Genomic DNA, 25,201 nt, shown 5'->3' with positions numbered 1-25,201 from the left:
TTAAGAACCGGCCCAGTCATTGCTTCGCTGCGCTCGCAATGGCAGGCTTCACGCTTACGTCCAGTAATGCACCGGGGCGGCGGGGAAGCGGCGCTGCCACTCGGCGTAGAACCACGCTTTCATGGCCTTCATCTGCTCGGGCTGGTACACGTATTTGAGGCCGCCGAACTTGTTGCGCTTCACGGCGCGGCCTTCTTCGGCCAGGTCGAGGCTGGTGTTGGGGTACCATTGCAGCAACACGTCTTTGGAACCGGGCGTGAAGCGGTGGGTGATGAACTCCACGGTAAGGTCACAGTCGAAATCGAAGGCTTGTTGCAGGCGGTCTAGCAGCTCAGTGTAGTGCTGCTGCCAGTCGGGAATGGGCATGATGGGCGCCAGCACCACGCCCACCGGGTAGCCGGCGCCGCCCTGGGCCACCGGCAGCGCCAGCCGCCGCATGGCCTGCAGGCGCGCTTCCACCGAGGCCGTGCCGCCTTCCAGGCGCCGGGCCACGGGCTCGGCGTTAAGGGAGAAGCGGGCCCGCGTGCGGCCGCGGTGCGGCAGGGCCAGCAGGGAGTCGATGTGGTCGTACTTGCTCACGAAACGCAGCTGGGCGCCTTCGCGCTGGCTGAAGTGGCGCACGGCTTCGGCCAGGCTGCCGGTGAGGTGCTCAATGCCCAGCACGTCGGTGTAGCAGCTGGCCTCGAAGCTGGTGACGCGGCCGGGCCGCTCGTAGCTGGCGGTGTTGGCCAGCAGCTGGGGCAGGTTGGCGAAGGCCTTCACCACGGGCGGGCCGCTGAGCGAGCCGGCCAGGTAGCAGTACTGGCAGTGGGCGGGGCAGCCTTCGGCGAGGTTGAGCTGCCAGTCGGCCGAGGGCGGGGTGGGCTGCAGGCGCAGGGCGCCGGCGGGGGCCTTCACCACGGCCAGGGTGTTTTTGGCGGTGCGGTAGGTGGCGCGCACGTCGCCGCCGGGGTCGCGCAGGCCGGTGAGGCGGTTGCTTTTCAGCAGCTCTACTTCCAGGTTTTGGGCCGAGACGCGGGCCAGAATTTGCTGGCCAAACTCTTCGTCGAGCGCGTCGGGGGTGAACACCACGCGCTGGGGCAGCCACAGCTTGGCCGAGTGCGTGCGGGGCGCCAGGGCCGGCGTGGGCACGTCGGTGAGCAGGGCGTCGGAAAGCGAAATAAGCGGGCCGGAATTGAGCATACTATCGGGTTGGTGACGGATGGTACGTCAACGCTTTTCAGCCGAAATAAAGTCCGTAGAAATGGCCTTAAACCAGTTTTCAGAGGCTTTTCTTTTAGAAAAATCATCTTTGAAAACAAGCTAAATCCGGCTCTTCCGCAGCTGTTGCCCTCGTGCCTGCGTACTCCTCCCCGACCCTTTCTCAGCCACCTAATGCCCGACTTAGCCGCCCCTGCCCCGCTCATTCTCACCCTGATGCTGGACGAAGCATCCCAGGCGTACTTCGACGAGCTGCGTCGCCTGCACTTTCCGCCCCGCATCAACTACCTGGCGGCCCACCTCACCTTGTTTCACCATTTGCCGGGCGACGACTTGCCCGGCATCAGCGCGCGGCTGGGGGCCCTGTGCCGCGCCCAGGCCCCGCTTCCGCTGCAAGTCACGGGGCTGCGCTCGCTGGGCCGCGGCGTGGCCTTCACCCTCGAAAACAACGAGCTACGCGCCCTGCACCGCCGCCTCCAAACCGAGTTTGCGGCCGTGCTCACGCCGCAAGACCAGCAGAAGCTGCAGCCCCACGTCACCATCCAAAACAAGGTGACGCCCGACGACGCCCGGCAGCTGCTGGCCGCCCTGCAGCCGGCGTTTGCGCCGTTTGCGGCCGTGGGCACGGGGCTGCACCTGTGGGCCTACCGCAACGGCCCCTGGGAAAGCCTGGCCGAGTTTCCGTTTGACATGTAAGGCGGGGCAAGCCCTGCCCCTACTTCGGGCCTTCCCAGTCGGCCAAGGCGGCGCGGTGCTCCTGCGCCACCTGAGCCAGCACCGCCGCATCGGGGCGCAGGCCGATGGTGACGGCGGTGCCGCGCTCGCGGGCGTAGGGGTCGGCCACGGCGCCGAAGCGGCGGTAGCTGCCAAAATGCGGGGCCAGGTCGTCGTCGGGCTCGTCGTCGACGATGAGGATGGCCTGGCACTCCGCCAGCTGGGCCGGCGACGGGTACCAGTAAATGAAGCTGCCGTTGAGGCTGTGGGCCGGCGGCAATGCCCGGCCGCGGTTGAAGTAGTTGATGGCGCTGGCCTGGCCGTAGTTGGCGCAGTGAATGAGGGTGTGGGCGCGCGCTTCGGCGGGCAAGGACTGGTAGGCGGCCCAGGTGTTGGCGGCCAGCTCGCGCCAGCCGCGCATGTCGGCGTAGTCCTGGGGCAGGGCGTGGTCTTCGCCGTCCTCCCAGCGGTAGAGGCCGAGCTTGGCGTAGGTGGGGCTCAGGGCGGCCATCTCGGCAGGGCCCCGCACCGGAAACAGGAAGGGCGCAAAAAAGACCAGAAACACCAACGGCACCAGCACCAGCGCGGGCTGCAACGCCGCTTTCCAACGGAACCGGCGCAGCCAGGCCTCCCACCACACCGCCCCAAACGCAAACAGCACCGGGTAGTAGCCCAGGGCGTAGTAGTCCTTGCCGTGCAGCACGGCCAGCAGGCCCACGCCCAGCACGGCCACCCAGCCCACCACTCGGTACGGCCGAAAGGCCCGGCTCAGCAGCAGGGCCAGCAGGCCGGGCGCCCACACCCAGACGGCGGGCAGGTTCATCAGCAGCTGTGCTTTCCAGAAATCGGCGGGCTCGACGTGCACCAGCTGGCTGGCTTTGAGCAGGGCCATGTGGTGCAGAAACGGCACGCCGTGCTGCACCTGCCACACCGCGTTGGGCAGCCACAGCAGCAGCCCCAGCCCCGCCGCGCCCCAAAAATGCCGGTTGAGCAGCAGGCGCCGGGCCGGCGTGAGCAACAGCGCCCCGCCCAGCGCGGCGATGAAAAACAGCGTGGTGTACTTGTTCAGCAAGCCCAGGCCCAACGCCGCCCCCAGCAGGTACAGGTAGCGCGGGCGCGGCTGCTGCAGGTAGCCCACCAGCGCATACAGCGCCAGCACAAACCCAAAGACTTCGAAGGAGTTGGGCTGAAAGAGCAGGTTGAGTCGCGCGAATGCTGTACCCAGATAACACGTGCCGGCCAGCGCCTGCGCAAACCACCCGCCGCCCAGCCGCCCGGCCAGCCGCACCACCAGGTACACGGTGGCCGCGCCCCACAGGAAGGGCCAGAAGTGCACCCAGCCCTCGCCCCCGCCCAGCGCCAGCGTGGCCCAGCCCTGCGCGGCAATGAGCGGCGGCACTTCCAGGTAGCCCCAGGCCAGGTGTCGGCCCTGGTTGAGGTAGAGGTATTCGTCACGCTGCAAATCGTACTGCGGGCTGAGCAGGAAGTAGCCCGACACGAACTTGACCAAAGCGAAGGCGAGTGGCAGGAGGCGGTTCATGGGCGGCAAGGTCGGCAGAAAAGCGCGATGCCCGGGGCGGACTTTTTTACTGCTGAATCGTCTTACTCCGTCAGGCACCAGGGGCCTGCGCCGCTCCATCTATACCGAAGCCCCGGTTGCGATGGTGGCGGAGCTTTTTCGCGGCTGTTGGGGAGGTGGCACCCATCCAGCGAGCCATGTTACCAAATTGCTTTTAACCGGCGACTCTAAAGTCCCAACCTTTTCCTTATGCAATGGCCCGCACGTGCTTTGCAAGGGCAAAATCCCGTCTGCGATTTCTTCGATAACACCCTATAAAAGTCTGATTGGCAAATATATTTATTCGCGTATCGCAGGCAAATCGGCTACGTTTGAGAAAAGCTGGCGCCCTACAGGCCGGCCCTGCGGCATTCCGGATTCTACCCATCCTTCGCCATGAAACAAACGCCTGCTTTTCGCAGCAGCGGCGGCCCGCTGAATGGGCCCCGCCGTGCCGGCCGCGCCCAGGTAAGGAGCCCGGGCCAACGCGCCCAAGGGCTTGTTGCCATTCGCGGGCATCCGCCGCGCTTCCACGGATATTCTCTCGCTGTCTGAATCAGGCGTAGCTGACCAGTGGTTTTCACTGCGTCAATCCTGTTTAGTGTGTCATTTCATTCTTAATTCTTTCCCGCCATGAATAAGCTATTCTCCTCCTTGCTGCTAGTCGCGCTGCTGGCCGCTGGATGCAAAAAAGACGACCCCGAAGCCGGCCTGCCCCCGGCCACGCACGAAGGCAAGAACACCGGCGGCTGCCTCATCAACGGCGAGCGGTTCGTGGCCGCTGAGTACGGGGGCAGCCTGCTGAGCAATCCTATTCCAGCCTTGAGGGGGGGATTTTCTTTTGACAGCATTTACACAATCGACTTAAATGGGCAGATGAACGGTAAAAACACTACCGTGAGCTTATTCTTCCGTTCCCAAAAAGTAGGGACGTATCTATTGAATAAAAACACGGGGTATTATCCTCAAACCAGTGACTTGTACGCGCTAAATCACGCGGTGCTCTACTCGGATAATGCCGTGGAAGTATATGGAACCGATGTCCAACATATTGGCCAAGTGGTGTTGGAATACGCCAACGTTCAAAAGGGTATTTCGGCCGGCACGTTCGAGTTCACGGCTGTCAATCAGTCTAACCCAAATAAAACGGTAACCATTACCAGCGGACGCTTTGACCGCAAGCAGTAAATCTTTTCTTTTTCCCAACCCTTTCCCAACTGTACCATGAAAAAATGGCTACTATTCGGGCTTGCCGTGGCCGCTGCCCTGCCCCGCCAAGCCCACGCCCAACGGCCGGCTGCCCCTACCACGTCGGTTGTCTTGCCGCCCTCCGGTGGGGGCGGCACCGCTGTCAATTACTGCGCCGAGCCGGTGAGCGGGTTTCTGGCCCGCTACGACCGGTTTCGCGACGACGCCGGCACGGCGGGCCTCGTCACGGTCAGCAACGGGCAGCTCTACGACGCCCCCAACCGGCCCGCCTCGCCCTAAGAGCAGCGCACGCTGGTCACGGTGAGCCCCCTGGCCAGCAAGGTGGCCACCCGCACCGTGCAGTTTGTGTTTCCGGCTTCGTGCACATCCTGCGCGGCAATGAGGTGCTGAGTCGCCAGCAGCTGCGCATCGAAAAATAGGACATCCTGCTACTTACACCCGCACCGGGCCGGGAGCCCCAGCCCGGCATTTTTTCCTCCATCTTTTACCCATTTACCCCATTCCCATGAAGCAAGGCAACCGCATCTCGGAAACCCTTTCTGCCGCCGACGCCAAGAAAATCGTCGACCTTCTGCGCCAGGTCCAGGACCTGATGCCCTTCCTCATCACCCTGCAGCCCGAGGAAAGCCGCGGCCTGCGCAACATCGGCTTCGACGGCGTGCCCTTCACCCAGGCCGCCCTCGACGCCGTGCGCGCCGACCCGGGCTTCACCCGCCGCGCCTTCGACCTGGCCGAGTTCGAGAAAGACGTGGCCCTCATGGACGGCCTGCGCGGCATCCCGGCCGTGCTCGGGCCGATGGCCCAAAAAGTGAGCGACACCTACCGCCTGGCCGGCGCCGACGTGATGGTGACCGCCGACGACGTGTACGAAGACCTGCGCCGGGACAACGGCGAAACCGCCGCCGTGCAGGCCCCCCTCGCCATCATGAAAAAGCGCTACGCCAACCGCCTGAGCGCCGCCAAAGCCGCCAAAGCGGCCCCCGCCACGGCCTAGCCCCGCCCCCGACCGGTTCCGGACCCCTCCCGGGTGGTGCGGAACCGGTCCCGGGTGGTGCGGAACCGGTCCGGAGTGGTTTCCAACCACTGCCGAGTGGTTCTGAACCGGTCCAGGGTGGTTCCGAACCACCCCGGGGCGGTTCTAAACCGGTCCAGGGTGGTTCCGAACCGGTCGGGAGTGGGTCGGAACCACCCCGGGGCGGTTCTAAACCGGTCGGGAGTGGTGACGCACCACTTCCGACCGGTTTTTTACGTTCACCGCCCCGCTTTCTTTTCCCGCCAGGTACGGCAACGGGTTGTTGCTTCGCTCAGCCGGTTCGAGCTACACCTCATGCAGACCAAAGGCCAGTTCCCCGACGTGGACCGGCTGGAAAACTAGCCCCGCCCGGCGCTAGCGCGGCCACAAGCCCGCCCAGCGCAGAAAATCCTCGCCCACCTGGTCCCAGTAAAAGTCGTCGTAGTTGATTAGGCCGTTTTTGAAGCCGAAGAAGTTGTGCTCGCGCCCGGGATATTCCCGAAACGTGAAGGTGGTGCGGTGCTGCCGAATGGCCTCCAGGCGCAGGTAGTCGTCGCCGGCCACGCCCCTATCCAGCGTGCCGAATCCGACGAACACGGGCACCCGCGTGCGCAGCAGCACCGGCAGCACCGCGCGCCCGAAGCCGATGCTGTTGCGCGGGTCGTCGCCCAGGCAGTCGGCGCGGGTGGGGTCGGCCACCGCGGCCTGCCAGCGCCGGAAGGTGCGGCCCACGCCGGCCGTGTCCTGGGCCTGCCGGTCTTCGGCCAGCATCGACATATTGCGGCCCAACGGATTGCCGCTCAGGTACACGGCGTGGCTCACCAGGCCGGGCACGGCGGCCAGGTGGGCCGCTATGGTGCTGCCCTCGGAGTGCCCGCCCACCACCACGTGCCCGGCGTCCACCCAGGGCTGCTTTTTGAAGTAGCGCAGCACGGCCACATCGCGCCGCACGTAGTAGTCGAGGTAGTTGCGGGCGCAGTAGTAGGCTGGCGGCTGGTGCTCCCGGAACATTTCGTTGGGGTTCTGGCTGGTCACGTCGGCCGTCAGCGGCAGGCCGGGCTTGCTGATGATGGCCAGATGGCAGCCTTCGAGCACTTTATAGGGGTGGAAGGGAAATACCGGGTAGGCCCCGTGCTGGTCGTAGAGCACCAGCGGCATGGGCAGCGAGCCCTGCACCCACAGCAGCAAGGGTTTCTTCAGCTGCTCTTCGCCGGGCTTCGAGAGCAGCAGCACCTGCACGCTGTCGCGGCCAAACATGACTACCGTTTGGCGGTAACCAAACTCCGCCGGGGTACGCAGTGCCCGCCCGGCTTGCGCCCGGGCCGGCGCCGACGGCCCCGCCAGCAACAGTAGAATCAGAACCCAAACGCGCATATTTTCCCCTGGAAAGCCTCGCGGCAGCGGTGCCGGGGCGGCGCAAGGACTTTAGAGGCCGGCAGGCAGTTGCATCAGCCGCAGGTAGTCGCCCAGCCCGGCCGGCTTCTGAAACACGTGAATGAACAGGATGTGCTCCTCGCCCCGGCTGCGCCAGGTTTCGGCATAAAACCCTTCCACCGCATACAACACCAGGTCGAAGCTGTCTTCCTGGCGCTCGGCCAGGCGGGTGCCGTGCCGGGCCAGGTGCTCGGCCTGGCGGCGCTGGTGCAGGGCTTTGAATTCGGCGAAGGTCATGGCAAAGCGAAACGACGCTTTTGCAAAGTTCGTGCGCCGGCGGCCTACTTTGTGCCATGAACACCTTTCGCTTTCCTCACCCGCTGGTGCTGCTGGTGGGCTTCATCGTGCTGGCCGCGGTGCTTAGCTACGTGCTGCCCGCCGGCCGTTTCGACCGCCGCCAAGACCCCGTTGCCCAGCGCGAAGTGGTGGTGGCCGGGTCGTACCACCGCGTGCCCGCCACGCCCGTGGGCCCGCTCGACATGCTCGTGGACCTGCCCAAGGGCCTGGCCGATGCCGCGGGCGTAGTCTTTCTCATCTTCCTGGCCGGCGGTGCCTTCACCGTGGTCGACCAGACCGGCGCCCTGCGCCACGGCGTCGACTGGCTGCTGCTGAAAACCCAGGGCCGGCAGGTGCTCGTCATTCCGCTGGTGGGCCTGCTGTTTGCCACCATGGGCGCCCTCGAAAACATGGGCGAGGAAATCATTGCCTTGGTGCCGGTGCTGCTGGTGCTGATGCGGCGGCTGGGCTTTCCGGCCCTCACGGCCGTGGCGGCCAGCGCCGGGGCGGCGTTTGTGGGGGCCTCGTTCAGCCCCATCAATCCCTTTCAGGTGGGCATTGCCCAGAAGCTGGCGCAGTTGCCGCTGCTCTCGGGTGGGGCCTACCGGCTGGCGTTTCTGGTGCCGGCGCTGGCGCTGTGGCTGTGGGGCACCATCCGGCACGCCCAGCGCCACCGCGTGCCCGTGGAACTGACCGCCGCCGAGGTAGCGGCCGACACCCGCGGCGCCGGCCGCCACGGCCTGGTGCTGCTGTTGCTGCTGGCGGCCTTCAGCTACTTTGCCTACGGCGTGGTGCAGCAGGGCTGGGGCTTCGAGGAGATGGGCGCCCTGTTTTTTGCGCTGGGCGTGGCGGCGGGCCTGCTGGGTGGCCTGGGTGCCACCGGCACGGCCGAGGGCTTCGTGGTGGGCTTCCGCGACATGGCGTTTTCGGCCATGCTCATCGGCTTTGCCCGCACCATTTTCGTGGTGCTGGAGCAGGGCAACATCGTCGACACCATCGTGAACGGCCTGGCCACGCCGCTGGGCCAGTTGCCCGTATCCGTAGCGGCCCTGGGCATGATGGCGGTGCAAACCGCGCTGCACGTGCCCGTGCCCAGCGGCAGCGGCCAGGCCACGCTCACCATGCCCCTGCTCACGCCCCTCTCCGACCTCATCGGCCTTTCCCGGCAGGTAATGGTGCTGGCGTTTCAGTACGGGGCCGGCCTCTGCGAGCTCATCACGCCCACCAACGGCACGCTCATGGCCATGCTGGCCGCCACCGGCGTGCGCTTCGAAAACTGGCTTAAATTCGCCTGGCCACTCTACCTCGGGCTGGTCGTAATCGGCATTATCAGCATCATCACCGGCATTGCCGTGGGGCTATAACTCCCCTCCTTGGTAAGGAGGGGATGTTCGAGCCGCAGGCTCGGACGGGGGTGGTTATGGCGTAGAACGACTTACAGCGGCCAGGGGGCAACGCCGTTCAACGCCACAACCACCCCAGCCGCCGCTGCGCGGCGGCGTCCCCTCCTTGGCAAGGAGGGGAATTGGTCGTGCTTAATCGGCCCGCAGCTCGCTGGCTTGGAAAATGCGCGGCAGTTTGCGCTTGCGCTCCACAATCTGAAACGTGGCCGTGTCGCTGGCTTCGTCCCAGAACACGTCGGACACGTGGCCGAAGTGGCGGTACTGGCCCGGCTGGGGCGTCACTTCCTCCACGGCATCGCCGAAGCTGAACGGGGGCTTGTGGTAGATTTCCTTAAACAGCTCGGGGCGCACGAGGAATTGCTGCTCGTCGTAGCGAATGGTGAGCCACTCGCCCTCCTCATCTTCGGCGATTTTTTCGAAAAGCTTGCCCACGGGTTCCAGCAGCTCAAACGAGCGCCGGTTGGCGGGGTGAATGTAGCGGAAGCCGTAGTCGGGCGACCAGCCGTAGAGGCCAAAAACAACGGGTTTGGGACGGGGCATTGGGTAGGGTAAACGCAGGGCAAAGATTACCCTCAAAACCCCAAACTGCCCGTTGAAGTTGCCGTCCGGCGCACGTTAGTCCGCCGCTGGCGCGGCGTCCAGCTGCGCGGCGGCGTGCGCCAGCAGGCGGTCGCGGTGCGCGGCGCCCTCGTGCAGGTGGGCAAAGGAAATGCGGCGGGCGCGGCCGTTGGTGCAGCGAACCAGCACGTCGGCGGGCCCGTCGGGCTCCACGGCGGCTACCTCGGCCCAGCGCAGCTCGTGCTTGCGCCCCAGCCGGTTGGTGCGCAGGGCAAAGCCCCTGCCGTGCAGGTGCAAAAACCGCCGGCCGTCCATCTCCTTCATGCGGAAGGCCATGACCGCAAACATGACGGCCGTGCCGGCGTACAGCAGCGGCAGAATCGGGGTTTTGTGCGGGTGGCCCGCCAGCGCGGCTTCGTGGTGGCGGTGCCAGATGTGGTAGCTCTCCAGGGCCAAAATGGCAGCCGCGGCCAGCTCCAGCCACGCCACGGGCTCGCGGTGGTGCGGGTGGTGGCGCAGGTGCACCCACTCGCGCACCATCAGCGCGAGGTAGGCGGCGCCTATCAGTACTTCCAGCGCCCGCAACGCGGTGAAGGATTCCTCGCCGCTGAGCACCGGGGCAATGCCGAACAGCAGCACCACGGCCGGCCCAAAATGCCCAAACGACTTGCCCACCTGCTGCCGGGCGTGGCGGCGGTGGTACAGCGTGATGCGTTCGGCGGGTGCGGCAGGCGGGGCGATGTTCATGGCCGTAAATCAGCAAGCAGTAGCAATGCAGCGGCAGGAAGGCGGCAGCTAGCGGTCTGATTGACAGGCCATGCCCGCCCTGCGCCGGTGCAAGCTAGCCAAAAGTTTGGCAGCTTCGTATGGTTGAGCTACCAGCTGTTCAGCATCGGCCGCATTTTCGGCTGCCTAGGCAGTGTGGCTTTGCTTTTTTCAATGCTTACCGTTTCCGCTTCCGCACCCGCGCCCCGCGCCAAAACCGCTTCCAAAGCTTCTGCTTCCCAGCCTGCCGCCACGTCCGGCCCCCAGCCCGGCATGGGCGCCGTGCCCCACGCCGGCGGCACCACCTTCCGGGTGTGGGCGCCCCACGCCGAGACCGTTGCGGTCATCGGCTCGTTCAACGACTGGAACCCCGAGCAGCACCCGCTGCAGCACGAAGCCGACGGCTACTGGGCCACCGACGTGCCCGGCGCCAAGCCCGGCGACGAATACAAATACCGCCTCACCAACGGCAAAAAGCAGTTCGACCGCAACGACCCCTACGCCCGGCAGGTAACCAACTCGGCCGGCTCCTCGGTGGTGCACGACCCGAATTTCGACTGGGCCGACGACAACTTCCAGATGCCGGCCTGGAACGAGCTGGTGATTTACGAGCTGCACGTGGGCACCTTCAACGCCCCCGACCAGGAGCGCGTGGGCACCTTCGCCGACGTGGCCGAAAAGCTGCCCTACCTGCGCGAGTTGGGCATCAACTGCATCGAGTTGCTGCCGGCCACCGAGTTTCCGGGCAGCCGCTCGTGGGGCTACAACCCCTCCAACCCGTTTGCCCTCGAAAGCGACTACGGCGGGCCCGTGGCGTTCAAGGAACTGGTGAAGGAGGCCCACCGGCACGGCATTGCCGTGGTGCTCGACGTGGTGTACAACCACTTCGGCCCCGGCGACCTCGACCTCTGGCAATTCGACGGCTGGAGCGAGAACGACGGCGGCGGCATTTACTTCTACAACAACTGGAAGGCCGAAACGCCCTGGGGCCACAACCGCCCCGACTACGGCCGCCCCGAGGTGCGCCAGTACATCCGCGACAACGCCCTGATGTGGCTGCAGGAATACCGCGTCGACGGCCTGCGCGCCGACGCCATCGCCTTCATTCGCAACGTGCACGGCGAGGAAGACCCCGGCGCCGACCTGCCCGAAGGCTGGAGCCTGATGCGCTGGATTAACGAGGAAATCGACCAGACCATGCCCTGGAAAATCACCATCGCCGAAGACATGCGCGGCAACGCCGGCATCACCGAAAGTGTGGTCAACGGCGGCCAGGGCTTCGATTCGCAGTGGGATTCTTCGTTTGTGTACCCCGTGGTGGAAGCCCTCACCGCCGCCCACGACGCCGACCGCAACATGCCGGCCGTGGCCGCCGCCCTGGCCGTGAGCTACAACGGCGACGCCTTCCGCCGCGTCATTTACACCGAAAGCCACGACGAGGTGGCCAACGGCAAGAGCCGCGTGGCCGAGGAAATCATGCCCGGCGCGGCCGACCATTATTTTGCCAAGAAGCGCACCACCCTGGGCGCGGCGCTGGTGCTCACGGCGCCGGGCATTCCCATGCTGTTTCAGGGCCAGGAGTTTCTGGCGCCCGGCGAGTTCAACGACGCCGAGCCGCTGGAATGGGCGCACGTGGAAACCCGCGCCGGCCTGGTGCGCCTCTACCGCGACCTGATTGCGCTGCGCCGCAATTTCCATGGCTTCACGCGCGGCCTGGGCGGACAGCACACCCGCGTGTTCCACGTCAACGACGACCAGAAGCTGGTGGCCTTCGCCCGCTGGGCCGACGGCGACGGCGGCCCCGGCGACACCACCGTGGTGCTGGCCAACTTCGCCAATCAGGCCCACGAGGCCTATACCATCGGCCTGCCCGGCCCCGGCCACTGGACGGTGCGCTTCAACAGCGACTGGCGCGGCTACGACGGCGAGTTCTCCGACTTCGACAGCTTCGGGCTAGACGCCGAAGCGGGCGAATACGACGGCTACGCTTGGCACGGCAGCATCGGCGTGGCGCCGTATGCGGTGCTCATTTTGTCGCAGGATTAGGGCGCTTGGGAAATACTCCCAACGCCGTGCCGCGCCGGCAGTCACGCTCAAGAAGTGTGACTGCCGACGCGGCATTTTTGCTTTTCTCGGCCCAAAATGTAAAGCCCTTTCGCCACCCAAACGCCGGGTTCGGGCGGTGTTTCTTCCTATTTGCCTTTCCTTTGCCGTATGGCCCACACCCCTGCCACTACCATCAATCGCCCCGCTTCCGAAGTCCAAAACGCGGCTTTTATCATCGCGGGCGTGATTGCCGCAGCCTTTGGCCTCAAGGCCTTCCTGCTTTCCAGCCATTTCATTGACGGCGGCGTGACGGGCGTTTCGATGCTGCTGGCGGCCCTGCTCCACCTGCCGCTGGCCGCCCTCATTCTGGTCATCAACCTGCCCTTTGTGGCGCTGGGCTACCGCCAGATGGGCCGCCGCTTTGCCGTGCGCAGCGCCATCGGCATCGGCGGGCTGGCGCTGGTGCTGGCCTTCGTGCCCTTCCCCGACATCACCCCCGACCGCCTGCTCACGGCCGTGTTCGGCGGGGTGTTCATTGGGGCGGGCATTGGGCTGGCCATGCGCGGCGGCGCCGTGCTCGACGGCACCGAGATAGCCGCCCTGCTCGTGAGCCGCCACCTGACGCTGCTCAAAGTCAGCGACATCATTCTGATTCTCAACGTCATCATCTTTGGCGTGGCCGTGTGGGTGCTCGGCACCGAGCCGGCGCTGTACTCCATGCTCACCTACTTCGCGGCGTCGCGCGTGATGGAGTTTGTGCTCAACGGCATCGAGCAGTACACGGGCGTCACCATCGTGTCGGAGCACAGCGAGACCATTCGGCTGGCCATCACCGAGGGCCTTGGGCGGGGCGTGACGCTCTACCAGGGCAAGGCCGGCTTCGGCAAGCGCGGCGAGCAGCTCAATGAGCGCGACATCGTGTTCACCGTTGTTACGCGCCTGGAGCTGCCGCAGCTGCACGCCGAAATCCGCCGCATCGACCCCAATGCGTTTGTGGTGCAGTACGGCATCGACGACGCACACGGCGGCATCATCAAGAAGCGGCCGCTGCACTAGGTTTGGCTTGTAAAATCGGCACGCAACGGCCCGTCTTGCGGCACTTTTGGCGCAGCGAGACGGGCCGTTGCGTGCCGACGGCGACGTGAAAAGTCTTACACGGGCGCCTGGTCGTAGCGCTCCTCGGCCAGTCCGGGCCAGGCGCCTTCGAAGAGAAACTCGGCCAGCGGCTTGCGGGTACGCGGGGCCAGCTCTTTTTCGCGCAGCCCATCGGGCAGGCTGGCCGGGTCGCCGGGGTAGCCGAGGGTGAACACGGCCACGGGCTCGTAGTCGGCCGGAATGCTGAAGGCGGCGCGCAGCTTATCGGGCGAGAAGCCGGCCATTTGGTGCACCTGCAGGCCCAGCTCGGTGGCCTGAATGGCCAGGGTGGCCGTGGCCTGGCCCACGTCGTGCCGGGCCCAGGCGTTGGGGTTGCCGTCGTGCGAGAACGTGAGTTTGGCAATGCTCACGCCCAGCACGGGCGCGTTTTTGGCCCACACCTGGTTGAACTCGCCCATGCTGGCTAAGATGCCGGCAAACGCCTCCGGGCTAGTGGCTTGCGCGCCCACCAGGTAGCGCCAGGGCTGCTCGCCAAAGCACGAAGCCGCCGACGAAGCCGCGGCAAAAACCTGGCGCAGGGCTTCGGGCGGCACGGGTTGGGGGCTGTAGGCGCGGGGGCTGCGGCGCTGGGCCAGCACCGGCAAAATGGGGGTTTCGAGGGCAAGCACGTTGGTGGAATCGGCCATGAAATGCGGGCAGGGAAATGCATGAGAAATTGCAAGGCCCGTAACAGACTTGGTGGGTCGAAGTTTAGGCCGGGCGCCGACGCCCGTAAAAAAGGCGGCCCGCAGTGGCATCTACAGCGCCGGCCGGCTTACCTTTCGCCGCGTTCTTAGCCCCCGCCCTCCCGTGCCCACCCCTATGCAAACCACCCCCAACGCCCCCGAAGCCCTCTTTCCCGATTCGCTGCTCGTTGAAGTGGCCTGGGAGGTCTGCAACCAGGTGGGTGGCATCTACACCGTCATTCGTTCCAAGGTGCCCGCCACCATGCCCGCCTGGGGCAACCGGTACTGCCTGCTAGGCCCGTATTTCCCGAACATGGCCCAGGGCGAGTTTGAGCCCTTCGACGACCTCACCGTGCACACCGCCTCCGACCCCTTTGGGGCGGCCGTGCGCACCATGCGCGCCCAGGGCTACGACGTGAACTACGGCACCTGGCTGGTGACGGGCCGGCCCCGCGTGGTGCTCATCAACCCGTTTCAGGCTTACCCCAAACTGGGCGAGCTGAAAGCCGACCTGTGGCAGCGCCACGGTATTCCCTCGCCCGATACCGACGACCTGTTGCATCAGGTCATCGCCTTCGGCCACCTCACCACCATCTTCTTCCAGCACGTGGCGGCCCAGGTAACGCCCGCGCAACGCCTGCTGGGCCACTTTCACGAGTGGATGACCGGCGTGGCCATTCCGGAGCTGCGCCGCCTGCACGTGCCTGCCCACCTGCTCTTCACCACCCACGCCACGCTGCTGGGCCGCTACCTGGCCATGAACGACCCCGATTTCTACGACCACCTCATGTGGGTGAACTGGGAAAACGAGGCCCGGCATTTCAACATCGAGCCCGCCGTGAAAATGGAGCGCGCCGCCGCCCACGGCAGCCACGTGTTCACCACCGTGAGCGAGCTGACGGTGCGCGAGTGCATCTACTTGCTCGACCGAATTCCGGACGCGGTGCTGCCCAACGGCCTCAACATCGAGCGCTTCGTGGCCCTGCACGAGTTCCAGAACCTGCACCAGCAGTACAAGGCCAAGATTCATGAATTCGTGATGGCGCACTTTTTCCAGTCGTATGCGTTCGACCTGGACAAGACGCTGTATTTCTTCACCTCCGGCCGCTACGAGTACCACAACAAAGGCTTCGACCTGACCCTGGAAGCCCTGGCCCGCCTCAACCACCGCCTGCAGCAAAGCGGCATGGAAGGCCAGGTGGTAATGTTTTTCATCACCAAGCGCCCTTACACCAGCATCAACCCGCAGGTGCTGGAACGCCGCGCCCTGCTCGATGAAGTACACGAAACCTGCCAGGCCATTGAGCGCCAAGTGGGCGAGCGCCTGTTCTACGCCGCCGCCGCCAGCCAGGACCACAAGCTGCCCGAACTCAGCTCCATGGTGGACGACTACTGGCGCTTGCGCTACCGCCGCACCCTGCAAACCTGGAAGACCAACACCCTGCCGCCCGTCATCACCCACAACCTAGTGAACGACCAGGAAGACGACATCCTGAACTTCATGCGCCGGGCCAACCTACTCAACCACAAGCACGACCGGGTGAAGATGGTGTACCACCCCGACTTTGTGTCGCCGGCCTCGCCGCTGCTGGGCATGGAGTACGGACAGTTTGTGCGCGGCTGCCACCTGGGCGTGTTCCCGAGCTACTACGAGCCCTGGGGCTACACCCCGCTCGAGTGCGTGGCCCGCGGCGTGCCCGCCATCACCTCCGACCTGTCGGGCTTCGGCGACTACGTGCTCGAAACCATCCCCGAGCCCGAGCAAAAAGGCATTTTTGTGGTGCACCGCCAGGAAAAATCCTTCGACGAGTCGGCCGAAGAGCTCTGCAACATGATGTGGGACTTCGTGCTGCTCAACCGCCGCGAGCGCATCATGCAGCGCAACGCCGTGGAAAGCTCCGCCGAGCTCTTCGACTGGAAAAACCTGCGCGTGCACTACGACCGGGCCTACGCGCTGGCGCTGGAACGGCAGTAAGTTGATGCCCGACTTTCTCCGTGTGCCGACATGCGACTGACATTGAGCGAAAAGCTGCAAATTTTCTTTGGCAGCCTCAGTTTTCTAGCTGGCTTGGCCTTTAGCGCTACCGGAGTAGTGTTGACATGCTTTCTCTGGCCGATAGTAGATTTTTCAAGCGTGTGGTTTCTTGCCCAGCCCGTTGCGCAAACGTCGGGCATTATAACCAGCGCTAACCTTACTAGCCTCTCAGATGGCGATGATGAAGAGTCCATCTGGGAAATCAACTACCGCTTTCGAACAGCAGGCCACCTATACCAGGGCCATTCTTATTCAAGTTCGCACACCGTAGCACCAGGCACTGCGGTTCAGGTTGAGTACGTTAAAAATCAACCCCGTTTTTCTCGTATCAGCGGGACTTCTGGCGCTCCGTATCCACTATGGGCCCTAATTCCAACCATCAGTTGTCTGGTCAGCGGCCTGCAAATGCTACGTAAAGGCATTTCTTATTGCACCCAATCCATTGCTATTGCCGACGATATACAGGTAGCACCGGCTATTTGTGCACGCGTCAAGCCTTGTGCTTCCCGTTCAGACGATGAAGAAAAGATATTCACGGCGCACTACACGTATTTTTTTGAAGGCCGCGAATACGAATATTTACATGAAGTCTCGCTAGATGAGTTAAGAAAACTCAACGAGCAAGAAGAATTGGCGTTGCAACGCGCTGCCCCGGCCAATGCCATGTTAATTGCAAACCTACCCAGGCTAGTGCGAAACCGACTGCGATTATCTTCATTCCCTACTTAGGTTATGCGCACCAATCTTGTCGTTTTGGCCCTGTTTGCAAGCAGCCTTACCACCGCTAGCCTCGCCCACGAGTTCTGGCTCGAGGCCCCGCGCTTCCACCTCTCGCCGGGCGCCACGGTCAGCATTCGGCCCCTCATCGGCGCCGATTTTGCGGGCAAGCCCTGGACCACCAAGGCCACTAAAGTGCTGCGCCTCGTGCGCTACGGCCCCACCCCAGCCGACACCACCGACCTCACCCCCACAAACGCCGCCGAAACCGACACTTTCCGCACCGGCTTCGCCTTTGCGCAGCCCGGCACCCACATGCTGCTCATGCGTTCCACCAACTCCTTTCTTGAGCTGCCAGCGGCCGAATTCACGGCCTACCTGCGCGAAGAAGGCTTGGACTACGCCCTGAAGCTGCGCCAGGAAAACGACCAGATGGCCCAGCCCGGCCGCGAAACCTACCGCCGCTGCGCCAAAGCCTTGGTGCACGTGGGCGACCCCGCCCCTGCCCTTGCCGACACGGCCTGGCGGCACGTCTACGGCCTGCCCCTGGAACTGGTGCCCGAGCAAAACCCCTACCGCGTAGCCGCCGATAAGTCGCTCACGGTGCGGGTGCTGCGCGCCGGCAAGCCCGCGTTTGGGGCGGCCGTGCAGGTGTGGCAGCGCCAGCCGGGCGGGCTGCCCACCACGCATTTCACCACCCGCGCCAACCAAAACGGCCGAATCTTGTTACGACTATCCGGACCCGGCCCCTACCTGCTGGCGGCCGTGGACATGACGGCTGCTCCTACCCGACTGCGCGACCGCGCCGATTGGCAATCTACCTGGGCCTCGCTCACCTTTGCGGGGCCGCTTACTGCCGGGCTACGCTCCGGCGCAAAACATTAGCCGGCTTCACCCAAGATTTTGGGTTTTTTATTTACCTTCGCCGTTCCCTTACTCTCCTTGCTTACGCTGTATGAAGTACACGATTGATAAAAAAGAAAGCTACACCATCATCACCATTGAGGAGAAGAAGCTCGACACCACCGTTGCGCCCGACCTCAAATCGGAGTTCGTGAAGCTGAACGCTGAAGGCATCAACAACCTCATTCTGGACCTCACCAACGTGAAGTACACGGATTCGTCGGGCCTCAGCTCCATTCTGATTGCCAACCGGCTGTGCAACTCCACGGGCGGCCTGCTGGTACTCACCGGCCTGCAAGACCATGTGCTGAAGCTCATCACCATCAGCAAACTGGAGTCGGTGCTGCACATCCTGCCCACGGTAGAAGAAGGCATCGACCGCGTGTTTCTGCACGCCATCGAGCGCGACCTGACCGACAAGGAGTAGGTTTTTTTAGCTTCTAGCTATTGGCTGTTAGCTGTTAGCCTTCTTCGCGGAGTGCTACAGTCAACAGCCAATTTCTTTTCCATGGCGCCTGCATCGTCCTCCTTTTCACTTAACAGGCTAACGGCTACCCGCTAACCCTTGACTTTCGAGCTGAAGATATTGGGCTCGGCCTCGGCCACGCCCGTGGCGGGCCGCCACCCCACGGCGCAGGTGCTCACGGTGGGCGCGGCGTCCTACCTCATCGACTGCGGCGAGGGCACGCAATGGCAGATGCTGGAGCACCGCGTGCGGCCCCACCACCTGCGGGCCGTTTTTATCTCGCACCTGCACGGCGACCATTATTTTGGGCTGTTTGGGCTGCTGGGCACCATGCACCTGCAAGGGCGCACCCAGCCGCTGCGCATCGTTGGCCCGCCCGGCCTCGACGAGGTTCTCATCACCCAGGCCCGCGTCTCGAACATGCACCTGGCCTTCGCCATGGAGTTTACGCCCGTGAATACCGAAGCCCACGCCGTGGTGTACGAGGACGACGCCATCAGCGTGGCCTCGCTGCCCATGCGCCACCGCATTCCGTGCGCGGGCTACCTGTTTGCAGAAAAGCCCCGTCGGGCCAACCTGCTGAAGGACAGACTTCCCGCCGGCCTGCGCCCCGAGCAGCTGGCGCGCCTGGCCCAGGGCCTCGACCTCGAAGCCGATGCCACCCAGCCCGGCCTGCGCCACGCCGACGTGGCCGGCCCGCCGCCGGTGCCGCGCCGCTACGCCTTCTTCTCCGACACGCTGTATACGCCCGCGCTGGCCGGCCTCATTCAAGGCGTCGACTTGCTCTACCACGAGGCCACGTTTCTGGAAGACCTGCGCGAGCGCGCCGCCCAAACCCACCACAGCACCGCCCGCCAGGCCGCCCAGCTGGCCCTCGACGCGCACGCCAAACGCCTGCTGCTGGGGCACTTCTCCAGCCGCTACAAGGCGCTGGAGCCGCTATTGCACGAGGCCCACGCCCTGTTTCCGTCGGCCGAGCTGGCCACCGAAGGGCTGCTGGTGAGCCTGTAACCCGCTTGTTCCCCGCCCCCGCCGACCACGCTTTACCCATGACTCCCTTCGCGCACAAAAAGCAGCAGTTGTACCTCGTGCTGAGCGGCATTTTCATCGTGAATGCGCTGCTGGCCGAAATCATTGGGGTGAAAATATTCTCGCTGCTGCCGCTGATGGGCCGCGACGACAACCTCACGGCGGGCGTGCTCATCTGGCCGGTGGTGTTTGTGACCACCGACATCATCAACGAGTATTTTGGCAAGGCCGGGGTGCTGCGCGTGAGCTACCTCACCATGGCCCTCATCCTGTTCGCCTTCGGCGTTATCTACCTCACCACCAAACTGCCGCCGGCGGCATTCTGGCTCGATGTGAACAAAACCGACAACCTGGGCCGGCCGTTCAACATCGATTTTGCATACCAAAGCATTTTCCGGCAGGGGCTGGGCATCATCACCGGTTCCATTGTGGCGTTTGCGGTGGGGCAGGTGCTCGATGCCACCATTTTTGCGGCCATTCGGCGGGCCACGGGCGGGCGCTTCGTATGGCTGCGGGCCACGGGCTCCACGCTGGTGTCGCAGCTCGTCGACTCGTTTGTGGTGCTCTACGTGGCGTTTTACCTGTTCGGCAACTGGAGCTTCGACCAGGTCATCTCGGTGGCCAACACCAACTACTGGTACAAATTCGCGGCGGCCATTCTACTCACGCCGGTGCTCTACCTGGCGCATTTTCTAATTGACCGCTACCTGGGCCCGGAAGAAACGGCCGAGCTGCAGGAAGAAGCCGTGGAGAACGTCAGCGTGTAATTTTGCGCGCTCACGGCCATCGGTCGGCTGCGCGCCTGCGCGCTTATCTCGCTCATTCATCAACCAATGGCTAGCCGCTATTGGTTACTCGCTACTACGCAATGTCCCGCATCCTTACCGGCATCCAAAGCACGGGCCGCCCCCACCTGGGCAACCTGCTGGGCGCCATCCTGCCCGCCATCGAGCTGTCGAAAAACCCGGTCAACGACTCGCTCTATTTCATCGCCGACCTGCATTCGCTCACCACCGTGCGCGACCCCGAGCTGCTGCGCGCCAACACCTACGCCGTGGCCGCCGCGTGGCTGGCCTGCGGCTTCGACACCGAGAAAAACCTCTTCTACCGGCAGTCCGACGTGCCGCAGGTAACCGAGCTAACCTGGTACCTGAGCTGCTTTACGCCCTACCCCATGCTAGCCAACGCGCATAGTTTCAAGGACAAAAGCGACAAGCTCTCGGACGTGAACGCCGGCCTGTTTACCTACCCGGTGCTGATGGCGGCCGACATCCTGCTCTACGACGCCGAGGTGGTGCCCGTGGGCAAAGACCAGATTCAGCACCTGGAAATTGCCCGCGACATTGCCAGCGCCTTCAACAACCGCTACGGCGAAACGCTGGTGCTGCCCCAGGCCCGCGTCGACGAGCAGCTCATGACCATTCCCGGCACCGACGGCGCCAAGATGAGCAAGAGCTACGGCAACATCCTCGACATTTTTGCGCCCGAAAAAGAGCTGCTGAAAGCCGTGAAAAGCATCATTTCGGACAGCACCCCGCTCGAAGCGCCCAAAAATCCGGACACGGACGTGACGTTCAAGCTCTACTCGCTGCTGGCCTCGCCGGCCGAGGTTGAGACGATGCGCCAGAACTACCTAGCCGGCGGCTACGGCTATGGCCACGCCAAAAAGGAGCTGTACGAGTTGATTTTGCGCCGTTTTGCGGTGGAGCGCGAGCGGTTCGACTTCTACATGAACAACCTGCCGGAGCTGGATGCGGCGCTGGCCATCGGCGCGAAACGCGCCCAGGAATACGGCGCCGGCGTGCTGGCCAAAGTGCGGCAGAAAGTGGGCTACGGGAAGTAGCGCACCGGTCATTGCTTCGTTGCGCTCGCAATGACCGGTGGGTTTACCCCTCGTGCACCTGCTGGTGCGAGAAGCTGAAGCCCACCTTGCTGCCGCGGCTCACCTGCTGGTTTTCGACTTTCTGCTTGACGCTGATTTTCTGGATTTCGGGCAGCAGCGGGGCAATGAGGTCGTTGTTGACGGCCGCAATCATGGCGCTTTCCACGAAGAGGCGCATGGCGTCGGGCCTGATGATGTTGTCCGACATGTCGTTGTCGGGCAGCTCCAGCTGCTGCACGCCTTCGAGGTAGTAGTGGTTTTCGATGTTGACCAGCAGGCGGCCCACCAAGTAGCCCGGGTCATTCATGCGCTGGTACTTGATGCTGTCGGCCATGAAGTTATAGGCCATGATGTGGCCGAAGAAGCGCCGCCGGAAGTCGGCGTTGACGTAGGCGCTGGGCATGGGCCCGTAGTCGTCGGGAAAGGTCACGACGTTGGAGTGCATCACGAACACCAGCAAATCGCCCGAAAACTTGATGTGGAATTCCATGTCGTTGATGGAGCGGTACTCAATGACCACGCTCGAATCGAGGGGCGTGAGCTTGCGGCTGAGTTCCACCACCAACTCCTGCGACACCAGCCGCAGGCAGTCGAAAGCCGCCTGGGTGTTGCGGTAGATGGCCTGCTTGGCCACCGACTTCTGCTTGAGGCCCTCAAAAATCTGGTCGAGGCGGTCGGCGGGCGCCTCGGTGGGCGAGCCGGCTTCGGCGGTGGGCTGGTTGTTGGTGGCCGTGGCGCCGCTGTGCCCGGCTTCGGACGGCACGCGCGCGGCGGTGGCAGCGAGCTTGGCGGCTTTGGCGGTTTTGGCTTTCTTTTTGGCCGGGGCCGGCTGCTCGGGCGCCGGCGTGGCGGCGGTTTCGGCGGGGGCGAACAGTTCGGGCTCGGTGCCCCGTTGGGTGGTTGACTTGGCCATGTGAAAAGAATTACGCCCGGAAAACGGCGGCGCGAGAAATAAAACAACGCTCGGACGCCGCCAGCAGCGGTGCGCCGTGCTTAGGGCGTCCTGCAGGGGTACGCAACTAAGCCGGGCCATAGTTACAAGCCCGGCTCGGCCGGCGGCGGCGCGGCCAGCGCGGGCGGCGGGCCGAGGGCAGCCACGGCCGACCACCCCGAACCCCGGAAGGCCACCGTGCGCAGGCCGGCCGGGCCATTCCCGGACGCGGGCAGCAGCATGGCCGCGGCCGACGGATGCGCCAGGGCCTCTCCCACCGAGCGCACGGCGCCGGCCGGCACGCCGCGGCGCTCCAGCTCGGCCAGCAGCACGTCGCCGTCTACGGCCCCGATGCGCTGGGTGAGCAGCGCTTCCAACTCGGCGCGGTGCTGCACCCGGGCCGCGTTGGTTTGAAAGCGGGCGTCTTCCGCCCAGGCGGGCTGTTCCAGCGCCGCGCACAGCTGCCGAAACTGGCCGTCGGAACCCGCGGCCAGCACCAGCTGGCGGCCGTTGGCGGCGCGGTACACGGTGCCGTAGGGCACAATGCTGGGGTGGCCCGAGCCCAGCGGCTGCGGGTCGTGGCCGGTGACCAAGTACGTGGCCGCCTGATTAGCCAAGGACGCCAGCGCGCTGCTCAGCAGGTCGACCTGCACCAACGCGCCCCGACCGGTGCGCTCGCGCTGCCACAAGGCCACCAGCAGCCCTTCCTTGAGTTGGTGCGCGGCCAGCAGGTCGACCATGGCCACGGGCATTTTTTGGGGCGGCTGGCCGGCGCCGGCGGCGTTGAGGTGCATGAAGCCGGCCTCAGCTTGTAGCACGGCGTCGTAGCCGGTACGCTGATTGTGGGGGCCGTAGCCGGTGAGGTGGCCGTAAATCAGGCGCGGGTTGCGGGCCGATAACGTGGCGTAGTCGGCCCGCAGCTTTTCGGCGTCGCCCGGCTTGTAGCTGGCCAGCACCACGTCGGCCCCCTCGGCCAGCGCGTGCAGGGCGGCCTGCCCGGCGGCGGTGGTCAGGTCGAGCACCAGCGACTGTTTGCCCCAGTTCGACGCCGCGAAATACGCCGAAACGGAGGCCTCCGTGGTGGCCGGTGCCGCGGTTTCGGCGCTGGTTTTCCAGGTGCGCGTGACGTCGCCGACGGGGCTTTCTATTTTGAGGACCTCGGCCCCCAGCTCGGCAAAAAACTGCCCCACCTGCGGGCCCGCCAGCACCGAAGCCAGCTCCAGCACGCGCAGATGGGCAAAGGGAGGCAACTGAGACATATGCATTGAGGCTGAAAAAAGGCAAGCCCTGCGCCGCCGCGCCCGCAAGTTAGGTCAGGCAGCGAGGTAGCCGTGGTCGCGCAGCTGCCCGCGCACGTCGCCTTCCAGCTTCAGTAGGCGGCCCTGGTGCAGCAGGTACACCACGTCGCAGAGGGGCAGCACCTCGGCGTAGCGGTGGTCGGTGATGAGCAGGCCTTTGCGTGATTTCAGGCGCTGCATTTCTTCGGCCAGGGTTTCGACGTGCACCGGCATCACGCCCGAAAACGGCTCATCGAACAGCGAAAAAGCCGTGGGCTGGTGCAACAGCAGCAGCGCCTGCACCAAACGCGCCGACCCGCCCGACAGCTCTCCCACCCGCTTGCCAAGCTGCGAACGCAGCTCCGGAAACCGGGCAGTGGCCTGGTCAACGTCCACGCCCAGTAGCCGGGCCGCCTTGGCCAGCGAGAGCGACGGCGGCACCAGCGCCTCCTGCGGCAGGTAGTTGAGCAGGCCCGGCTCGCGGAAGGCGGGCACCACGCGCCGGCCGTTCACCCGCACGGAGGCATCGGCTACGGCCCGGGCCCCGAAAATGGTTTGCAGCAGCACCGACTTGCCGCTGCCGTTGCGGCCCAGCAGGCCCACAATCTGGCCGGTTTGCACCTGCAGGTAGATGCTGGCCAGCACCTGCCGCTGCCCGAACACGATGCGAATGCCATCGGCCTCCAGCACCTGCACACCAGACTGGTTTACATGGAATTTACTCATGCCAGCACCGCGCGCAGGAGTAAGGCACCGCCCAGAAACAGCACCGCATCGAGGGCCACCACGCCGCCCCACAACCGCCGCCGCGACACGTTCAGGTTGAAATAAAACCAGTATTGCCCCGGCCGCAACTGCTCCGACAGGTACCATACCACCGGCGCCGTGGCCAGCTTGGTGAGCATGAGCGCGGGCAGCAGGCCCTCGCCCCAGCCTTCGCGCAGGGCCGGCAGCAGCACGGCCAGCAGCATCAGCCCCGAAATGCCCAGCATAAACGGCGCCACGCTGCGGTAAAACAGGCCTATGGCCTGCAGTTGAGTAGCCAGGTTGGTCATTAAAAGCAGTTGGTTGGGCGGGCTAACGCGGCAATGCGCCAATTATTCTACCCGCCCGGTCCGCGCAAATACCGGGAAGGTGATTTCCCGCGCCCCCGGCCCCCACAGCTGCCGCAGCTCGTCGGCCACCAAGGCCGTCAGGTCGGCGCCGTGGTGCTGCCGGGCGTAGTTGGCCGCCGCCGACCACGTGCCCAGGTACCCCAGCATGTCGGCCACCGTCCACCGGCGCTTTTCGGCAAAGCGCGCGTGCTGCGCATGGGCAAACGGAAAGGGAATGCGGGCGTATTCTTCGGTGATGTGCCGGCGGTTGGCGTCCCAGTACGGCGCCGAGGTTTCGTCGTGGAAGCGGTCGAGCGCCGCGTTCAGGGCGGCGCTGTCGGTGCGGCAGAAGTTGTAGCCCCATTCGGCCAGCAAGGCGCCGGGGCGGGCCACGCGGCGCACTTCGGCGTGGTAGGCGGCGTGGTCGAACCAATGCACCGCCTGCGCCACCGTGATGAGGTCGAAGCGCTGCGGCGGGAAGGGCGTGTGCTCGGCCTGGGCCGGCTGGTAGTGCACATTGGCCCGGGGCGTGGCCTGGGCGAGCTGCGTTGAGCTGAGGTCGGTCGCATCCACGCGCACGAAGCTCTCGGCCAGCACCACGGCCACCTGGCCGTTGCCGGTGGCGCAGTCCCAGGCCCGCTCGCGGCTTTCTACCTGGGGCAGCAGCCAGTCGTAGAGTTCGGCGGGGTAGTCGATGCGGTACCGGGCGTAGTCGGCGGCCTGGGCGGAAAAACGGTCGAGCATGGGCATGGGGCGGGCGTTGGAATTCGTAAAGAAAGTGATGCCGCGCGCAGCCGGGCTGCGCAGTGCGCAGAGACAGGCTCCGCCGTATCTTTACCTCAAATCAAGCGGTTTGCTGGCCACGGCATCAC

Annotated in this window: 26 protein-coding genes; 14 read left to right on the top strand and 12 right to left on the bottom strand. The window is 64.8% G+C overall.

Annotated elements, in window-relative coordinates; all coding sequences use genetic code 11:
- Positions 1-54 precede the first annotated feature (54 nt).
- Positions 55-1,182: a spore photoproduct lyase family protein gene (locus IC234_RS00250; protein ID WP_223827409.1), complete on the bottom strand. Its 1,128-nt coding sequence runs from the start codon at positions 1,180-1,182 to the stop codon at positions 55-57.
- 192 nt (positions 1,183-1,374) lie between these two features.
- Between IC234_RS00250 and IC234_RS00245 the strand changes: the two genes are divergently transcribed.
- The gene (locus tag IC234_RS00245; RefSeq protein ID WP_190921831.1) at positions 1,375-1,896 is read left to right on the top strand and encodes a 2'-5' RNA ligase family protein; all 522 of its coding nucleotides are present in this window, start codon (positions 1,375-1,377) and stop codon (positions 1,894-1,896) included.
- Between the two features lie 19 nt (positions 1,897-1,915).
- Here IC234_RS00245 and IC234_RS00240 read toward each other — a convergent pair whose 3' ends face one another.
- Entirely contained in the window at positions 1,916-3,454 is a 1,539-nt protein-coding gene (locus IC234_RS00240) for a glycosyltransferase family 39 protein (RefSeq protein ID WP_190921830.1), read from the bottom strand.
- A gap of 651 nt (positions 3,455-4,105) precedes the next feature.
- Between IC234_RS00240 and IC234_RS00235 the strand changes: the two genes are divergently transcribed.
- The 3 genes from IC234_RS00235 (at position 4,106) to IC234_RS00225 (ending at position 5,675) form a co-directional block, all read left to right on the top strand.
- The gene (locus tag IC234_RS00235; RefSeq protein ID WP_190921829.1) at positions 4,106-4,660 is read left to right on the top strand and encodes a DUF6252 family protein; all 555 of its coding nucleotides are present in this window, start codon (positions 4,106-4,108) and stop codon (positions 4,658-4,660) included.
- A gap of 36 nt (positions 4,661-4,696) precedes the next feature.
- Positions 4,697-4,960, top strand: coding sequence for a hypothetical protein (locus tag IC234_RS00230; protein ID WP_190921828.1), 264 nt, complete (start codon positions 4,697-4,699; stop codon positions 4,958-4,960).
- A 226-nt stretch (positions 4,961-5,186) separates the two neighbouring features.
- Positions 5,187-5,675, top strand: a complete 489-nt coding sequence (locus IC234_RS00225; protein ID WP_190921827.1) for a hypothetical protein — start codon at positions 5,187-5,189, stop codon at positions 5,673-5,675.
- Between the two features lie 393 nt (positions 5,676-6,068).
- Here the strand turns inward: IC234_RS00225 and IC234_RS00220 are convergent, their stop codons facing one another.
- Positions 6,069-7,067, bottom strand: coding sequence for an alpha/beta hydrolase family protein (locus IC234_RS00220; protein WP_190921826.1), 999 nt, complete (start codon positions 7,065-7,067; stop codon positions 6,069-6,071).
- A 51-nt stretch (positions 7,068-7,118) separates the two neighbouring features.
- Entirely contained in the window at positions 7,119-7,364 is a 246-nt protein-coding gene (locus IC234_RS00215; protein ID WP_190921825.1) for a hypothetical protein, read from the bottom strand.
- 56 nt (positions 7,365-7,420) lie between these two features.
- Between IC234_RS00215 and IC234_RS00210 the strand changes: the two genes are divergently transcribed.
- Positions 7,421-8,767 carry a YfcC family protein gene (locus IC234_RS00210; protein WP_190921824.1) on the top strand — a complete coding sequence of 449 codons (1,347 nt, stop codon included), beginning with the start codon at positions 7,421-7,423 and terminating at the stop codon, positions 8,765-8,767.
- 171 nt (positions 8,768-8,938) lie between these two features.
- Here the strand turns inward: IC234_RS00210 and IC234_RS00205 are convergent, their stop codons facing one another.
- Together IC234_RS00205 and IC234_RS00200 are read right to left on the bottom strand one after the other, a co-directional pair.
- Complete coding sequence (locus IC234_RS00205) at positions 8,939-9,346, bottom strand: DUF6960 family protein (protein ID WP_190921823.1); 408 nt, start codon at positions 9,344-9,346, stop codon at positions 8,939-8,941.
- A 75-nt stretch (positions 9,347-9,421) separates the two neighbouring features.
- Positions 9,422-10,111 carry a hypothetical protein gene (locus IC234_RS00200; RefSeq protein WP_190921822.1) on the bottom strand — a complete coding sequence of 230 codons (690 nt, stop codon included), beginning with the start codon at positions 10,109-10,111 and terminating at the stop codon, positions 9,422-9,424.
- A 192-nt stretch (positions 10,112-10,303) separates the two neighbouring features.
- On the opposite strand from IC234_RS00200, the gene IC234_RS00195 reads away from it, so the two are divergent.
- Entirely contained in the window at positions 10,304-12,175 is a 1,872-nt protein-coding gene (locus tag IC234_RS00195; RefSeq protein ID WP_223827408.1) for an alpha-amylase family glycosyl hydrolase, read from the top strand.
- A gap of 168 nt (positions 12,176-12,343) precedes the next feature.
- A complete protein-coding gene (locus tag IC234_RS00190; RefSeq protein WP_190921821.1) occupies positions 12,344-13,231 on the top strand; it encodes a YitT family protein in 888 nt (295 codons plus the stop codon).
- Positions 13,232-13,326: 95 nt separating this feature from the next.
- Here the strand turns inward: IC234_RS00190 and IC234_RS00185 are convergent, their stop codons facing one another.
- Positions 13,327-13,956 carry a nitroreductase family protein gene (locus IC234_RS00185; RefSeq protein ID WP_190921820.1) on the bottom strand — a complete coding sequence of 210 codons (630 nt, stop codon included), beginning with the start codon at positions 13,954-13,956 and terminating at the stop codon, positions 13,327-13,329.
- Positions 13,957-14,131: 175 nt separating this feature from the next.
- On the opposite strand from IC234_RS00185, the gene IC234_RS00180 reads away from it, so the two are divergent.
- The 7 genes from IC234_RS00180 to trpS all read left to right on the top strand — a co-directional run bounded on the left by IC234_RS00180 (position 14,132) and on the right by trpS (position 20,988).
- Positions 14,132-15,970 (top strand): glycosyltransferase, encoded by a 1,839-nt coding sequence (locus IC234_RS00180; RefSeq protein WP_190921819.1) that lies wholly within the window; start codon positions 14,132-14,134, stop codon positions 15,968-15,970.
- Positions 15,971-16,000: 30 nt separating this feature from the next.
- Entirely contained in the window at positions 16,001-16,759 is a 759-nt protein-coding gene (locus IC234_RS00175; protein WP_190921818.1) for a hypothetical protein, read from the top strand.
- 3 nt (positions 16,760-16,762) lie between these two features.
- A complete protein-coding gene (locus tag IC234_RS00170) occupies positions 16,763-17,632 on the top strand; it encodes a DUF4198 domain-containing protein (RefSeq protein WP_190921817.1) in 870 nt (289 codons plus the stop codon).
- 70 nt (positions 17,633-17,702) lie between these two features.
- The gene (locus tag IC234_RS00165; protein ID WP_046246220.1) at positions 17,703-18,077 is read left to right on the top strand and encodes an STAS domain-containing protein; all 375 of its coding nucleotides are present in this window, start codon (positions 17,703-17,705) and stop codon (positions 18,075-18,077) included.
- A gap of 138 nt (positions 18,078-18,215) precedes the next feature.
- Positions 18,216-19,127, top strand: a complete 912-nt coding sequence (locus IC234_RS00160; RefSeq protein WP_190921816.1) for a ribonuclease Z — start codon at positions 18,216-18,218, stop codon at positions 19,125-19,127.
- A 38-nt stretch (positions 19,128-19,165) separates the two neighbouring features.
- Positions 19,166-19,912, top strand: a complete 747-nt coding sequence (locus tag IC234_RS00155; RefSeq protein WP_190921815.1) for a queuosine precursor transporter — start codon at positions 19,166-19,168, stop codon at positions 19,910-19,912.
- A 101-nt stretch (positions 19,913-20,013) separates the two neighbouring features.
- Positions 20,014-20,988, top strand: a complete 975-nt coding sequence (gene trpS / locus IC234_RS00150; RefSeq protein ID WP_190921814.1) for a tryptophan--tRNA ligase — start codon at positions 20,014-20,016, stop codon at positions 20,986-20,988.
- A 43-nt stretch (positions 20,989-21,031) separates the two neighbouring features.
- On the opposite strand, the gene IC234_RS00145 is transcribed toward trpS, so the two are convergent.
- The 5 genes from IC234_RS00145 to IC234_RS00125 form a co-directional block, all read right to left on the bottom strand.
- Entirely contained in the window at positions 21,032-21,940 is a 909-nt protein-coding gene (locus IC234_RS00145; protein ID WP_223827407.1) for a hypothetical protein, read from the bottom strand.
- A 122-nt stretch (positions 21,941-22,062) separates the two neighbouring features.
- On the bottom strand, positions 22,063-23,217 hold the full coding sequence (locus IC234_RS00140; RefSeq protein WP_223827406.1) for a CaiB/BaiF CoA transferase family protein: 1,155 nt from the start codon (positions 23,215-23,217) through the stop codon (positions 22,063-22,065).
- Positions 23,218-23,271: 54 nt separating this feature from the next.
- Positions 23,272-23,961: an ATP-binding cassette domain-containing protein gene (locus tag IC234_RS00135; protein ID WP_190921813.1), complete on the bottom strand. Its 690-nt coding sequence runs from the start codon at positions 23,959-23,961 to the stop codon at positions 23,272-23,274.
- Positions 23,958-24,290 (bottom strand): hypothetical protein, encoded by a 333-nt coding sequence (locus tag IC234_RS00130; RefSeq protein ID WP_190921812.1) that lies wholly within the window; start codon positions 24,288-24,290, stop codon positions 23,958-23,960. The genes IC234_RS00135 and IC234_RS00130 overlap by 4 nt, the downstream gene beginning before the upstream one ends.
- A gap of 42 nt (positions 24,291-24,332) precedes the next feature.
- On the bottom strand, positions 24,333-25,073 hold the full coding sequence (locus tag IC234_RS00125; protein ID WP_317173301.1) for a class I SAM-dependent methyltransferase: 741 nt from the start codon (positions 25,071-25,073) through the stop codon (positions 24,333-24,335).
- Positions 25,074-25,201: the final 128 nt, after the last annotated feature.

The organism is Hymenobacter armeniacus (assembly GCF_014699055.1).
GTDB classification, from domain to species: Bacteria; Bacteroidota; Bacteroidia; order Cytophagales; family Hymenobacteraceae; genus Hymenobacter; species Hymenobacter armeniacus.
This window is presented reverse-complemented; position numbering and strand designations above follow the sequence as displayed.

What these genes read in the sequence shown, in the direction of transcription:
- IC234_RS00125 (WP_317173301.1), bottom strand. Translation starts at nt 25,073, where the DNA reads ATGCTCGACCGTTTTTCCGCCCAGGCCGCCGACTACGCCCGGTACCGC.
- IC234_RS00170 (WP_190921817.1), top strand. Translation starts at nt 16,763, where the DNA reads ATGCGCACCAATCTTGTCGTTTTGGCCCTGTTTGCAAGCAGCCTTACC.
- IC234_RS00190 (WP_190921821.1), top strand. Translation starts at nt 12,344, where the DNA reads ATGGCCCACACCCCTGCCACTACCATCAATCGCCCCGCTTCCGAAGTC.
- IC234_RS00130 (WP_190921812.1), bottom strand. Translation starts at nt 24,290, where the DNA reads ATGACCAACCTGGCTACTCAACTGCAGGCCATAGGCCTGTTTTACCGC.
- IC234_RS00215 (WP_190921825.1), bottom strand. Translation starts at nt 7,364, where the DNA reads ATGACCTTCGCCGAATTCAAAGCCCTGCACCAGCGCCGCCAGGCCGAG.
- IC234_RS00220 (WP_190921826.1), bottom strand. Translation starts at nt 7,067, where the DNA reads ATGCGCGTTTGGGTTCTGATTCTACTGTTGCTGGCGGGGCCGTCGGCG.
- IC234_RS00165 (WP_046246220.1), top strand. Translation starts at nt 17,703, where the DNA reads ATGAAGTACACGATTGATAAAAAAGAAAGCTACACCATCATCACCATT.
- IC234_RS00135 (WP_190921813.1), bottom strand. Translation starts at nt 23,961, where the DNA reads ATGAGTAAATTCCATGTAAACCAGTCTGGTGTGCAGGTGCTGGAGGCC.
- IC234_RS00230 (WP_190921828.1), top strand. Translation starts at nt 4,697, where the DNA reads ATGAAAAAATGGCTACTATTCGGGCTTGCCGTGGCCGCTGCCCTGCCC.
- IC234_RS00210 (WP_190921824.1), top strand. Translation starts at nt 7,421, where the DNA reads ATGAACACCTTTCGCTTTCCTCACCCGCTGGTGCTGCTGGTGGGCTTC.
- IC234_RS00140 (WP_223827406.1), bottom strand. Translation starts at nt 23,217, where the DNA reads ATGTCTCAGTTGCCTCCCTTTGCCCATCTGCGCGTGCTGGAGCTGGCT.
- IC234_RS00155 (WP_190921815.1), top strand. Translation starts at nt 19,166, where the DNA reads ATGACTCCCTTCGCGCACAAAAAGCAGCAGTTGTACCTCGTGCTGAGC.
- IC234_RS00250 (WP_223827409.1), bottom strand. Translation starts at nt 1,182, where the DNA reads ATGCTCAATTCCGGCCCGCTTATTTCGCTTTCCGACGCCCTGCTCACC.
- IC234_RS00235 (WP_190921829.1), top strand. Translation starts at nt 4,106, where the DNA reads ATGAATAAGCTATTCTCCTCCTTGCTGCTAGTCGCGCTGCTGGCCGCT.
- IC234_RS00180 (WP_190921819.1), top strand. Translation starts at nt 14,132, where the DNA reads ATGCAAACCACCCCCAACGCCCCCGAAGCCCTCTTTCCCGATTCGCTG.
- IC234_RS00145 (WP_223827407.1), bottom strand. Translation starts at nt 21,940, where the DNA reads ATGGCCAAGTCAACCACCCAACGGGGCACCGAGCCCGAACTGTTCGCC.
- IC234_RS00195 (WP_223827408.1), top strand. Translation starts at nt 10,304, where the DNA reads ATGCTTACCGTTTCCGCTTCCGCACCCGCGCCCCGCGCCAAAACCGCT.
- IC234_RS00200 (WP_190921822.1), bottom strand. Translation starts at nt 10,111, where the DNA reads ATGAACATCGCCCCGCCTGCCGCACCCGCCGAACGCATCACGCTGTAC.
- IC234_RS00175 (WP_190921818.1), top strand. Translation starts at nt 16,001, where the DNA reads ATGCGACTGACATTGAGCGAAAAGCTGCAAATTTTCTTTGGCAGCCTC.
- IC234_RS00245 (WP_190921831.1), top strand. Translation starts at nt 1,375, where the DNA reads ATGCCCGACTTAGCCGCCCCTGCCCCGCTCATTCTCACCCTGATGCTG.
- IC234_RS00185 (WP_190921820.1), bottom strand. Translation starts at nt 13,956, where the DNA reads ATGGCCGATTCCACCAACGTGCTTGCCCTCGAAACCCCCATTTTGCCG.
- IC234_RS00205 (WP_190921823.1), bottom strand. Translation starts at nt 9,346, where the DNA reads ATGCCCCGTCCCAAACCCGTTGTTTTTGGCCTCTACGGCTGGTCGCCC.
- IC234_RS00225 (WP_190921827.1), top strand. Translation starts at nt 5,187, where the DNA reads ATGAAGCAAGGCAACCGCATCTCGGAAACCCTTTCTGCCGCCGACGCC.
- trpS (WP_190921814.1), top strand. Translation starts at nt 20,014, where the DNA reads ATGTCCCGCATCCTTACCGGCATCCAAAGCACGGGCCGCCCCCACCTG.
- IC234_RS00240 (WP_190921830.1), bottom strand. Translation starts at nt 3,454, where the DNA reads ATGAACCGCCTCCTGCCACTCGCCTTCGCTTTGGTCAAGTTCGTGTCG.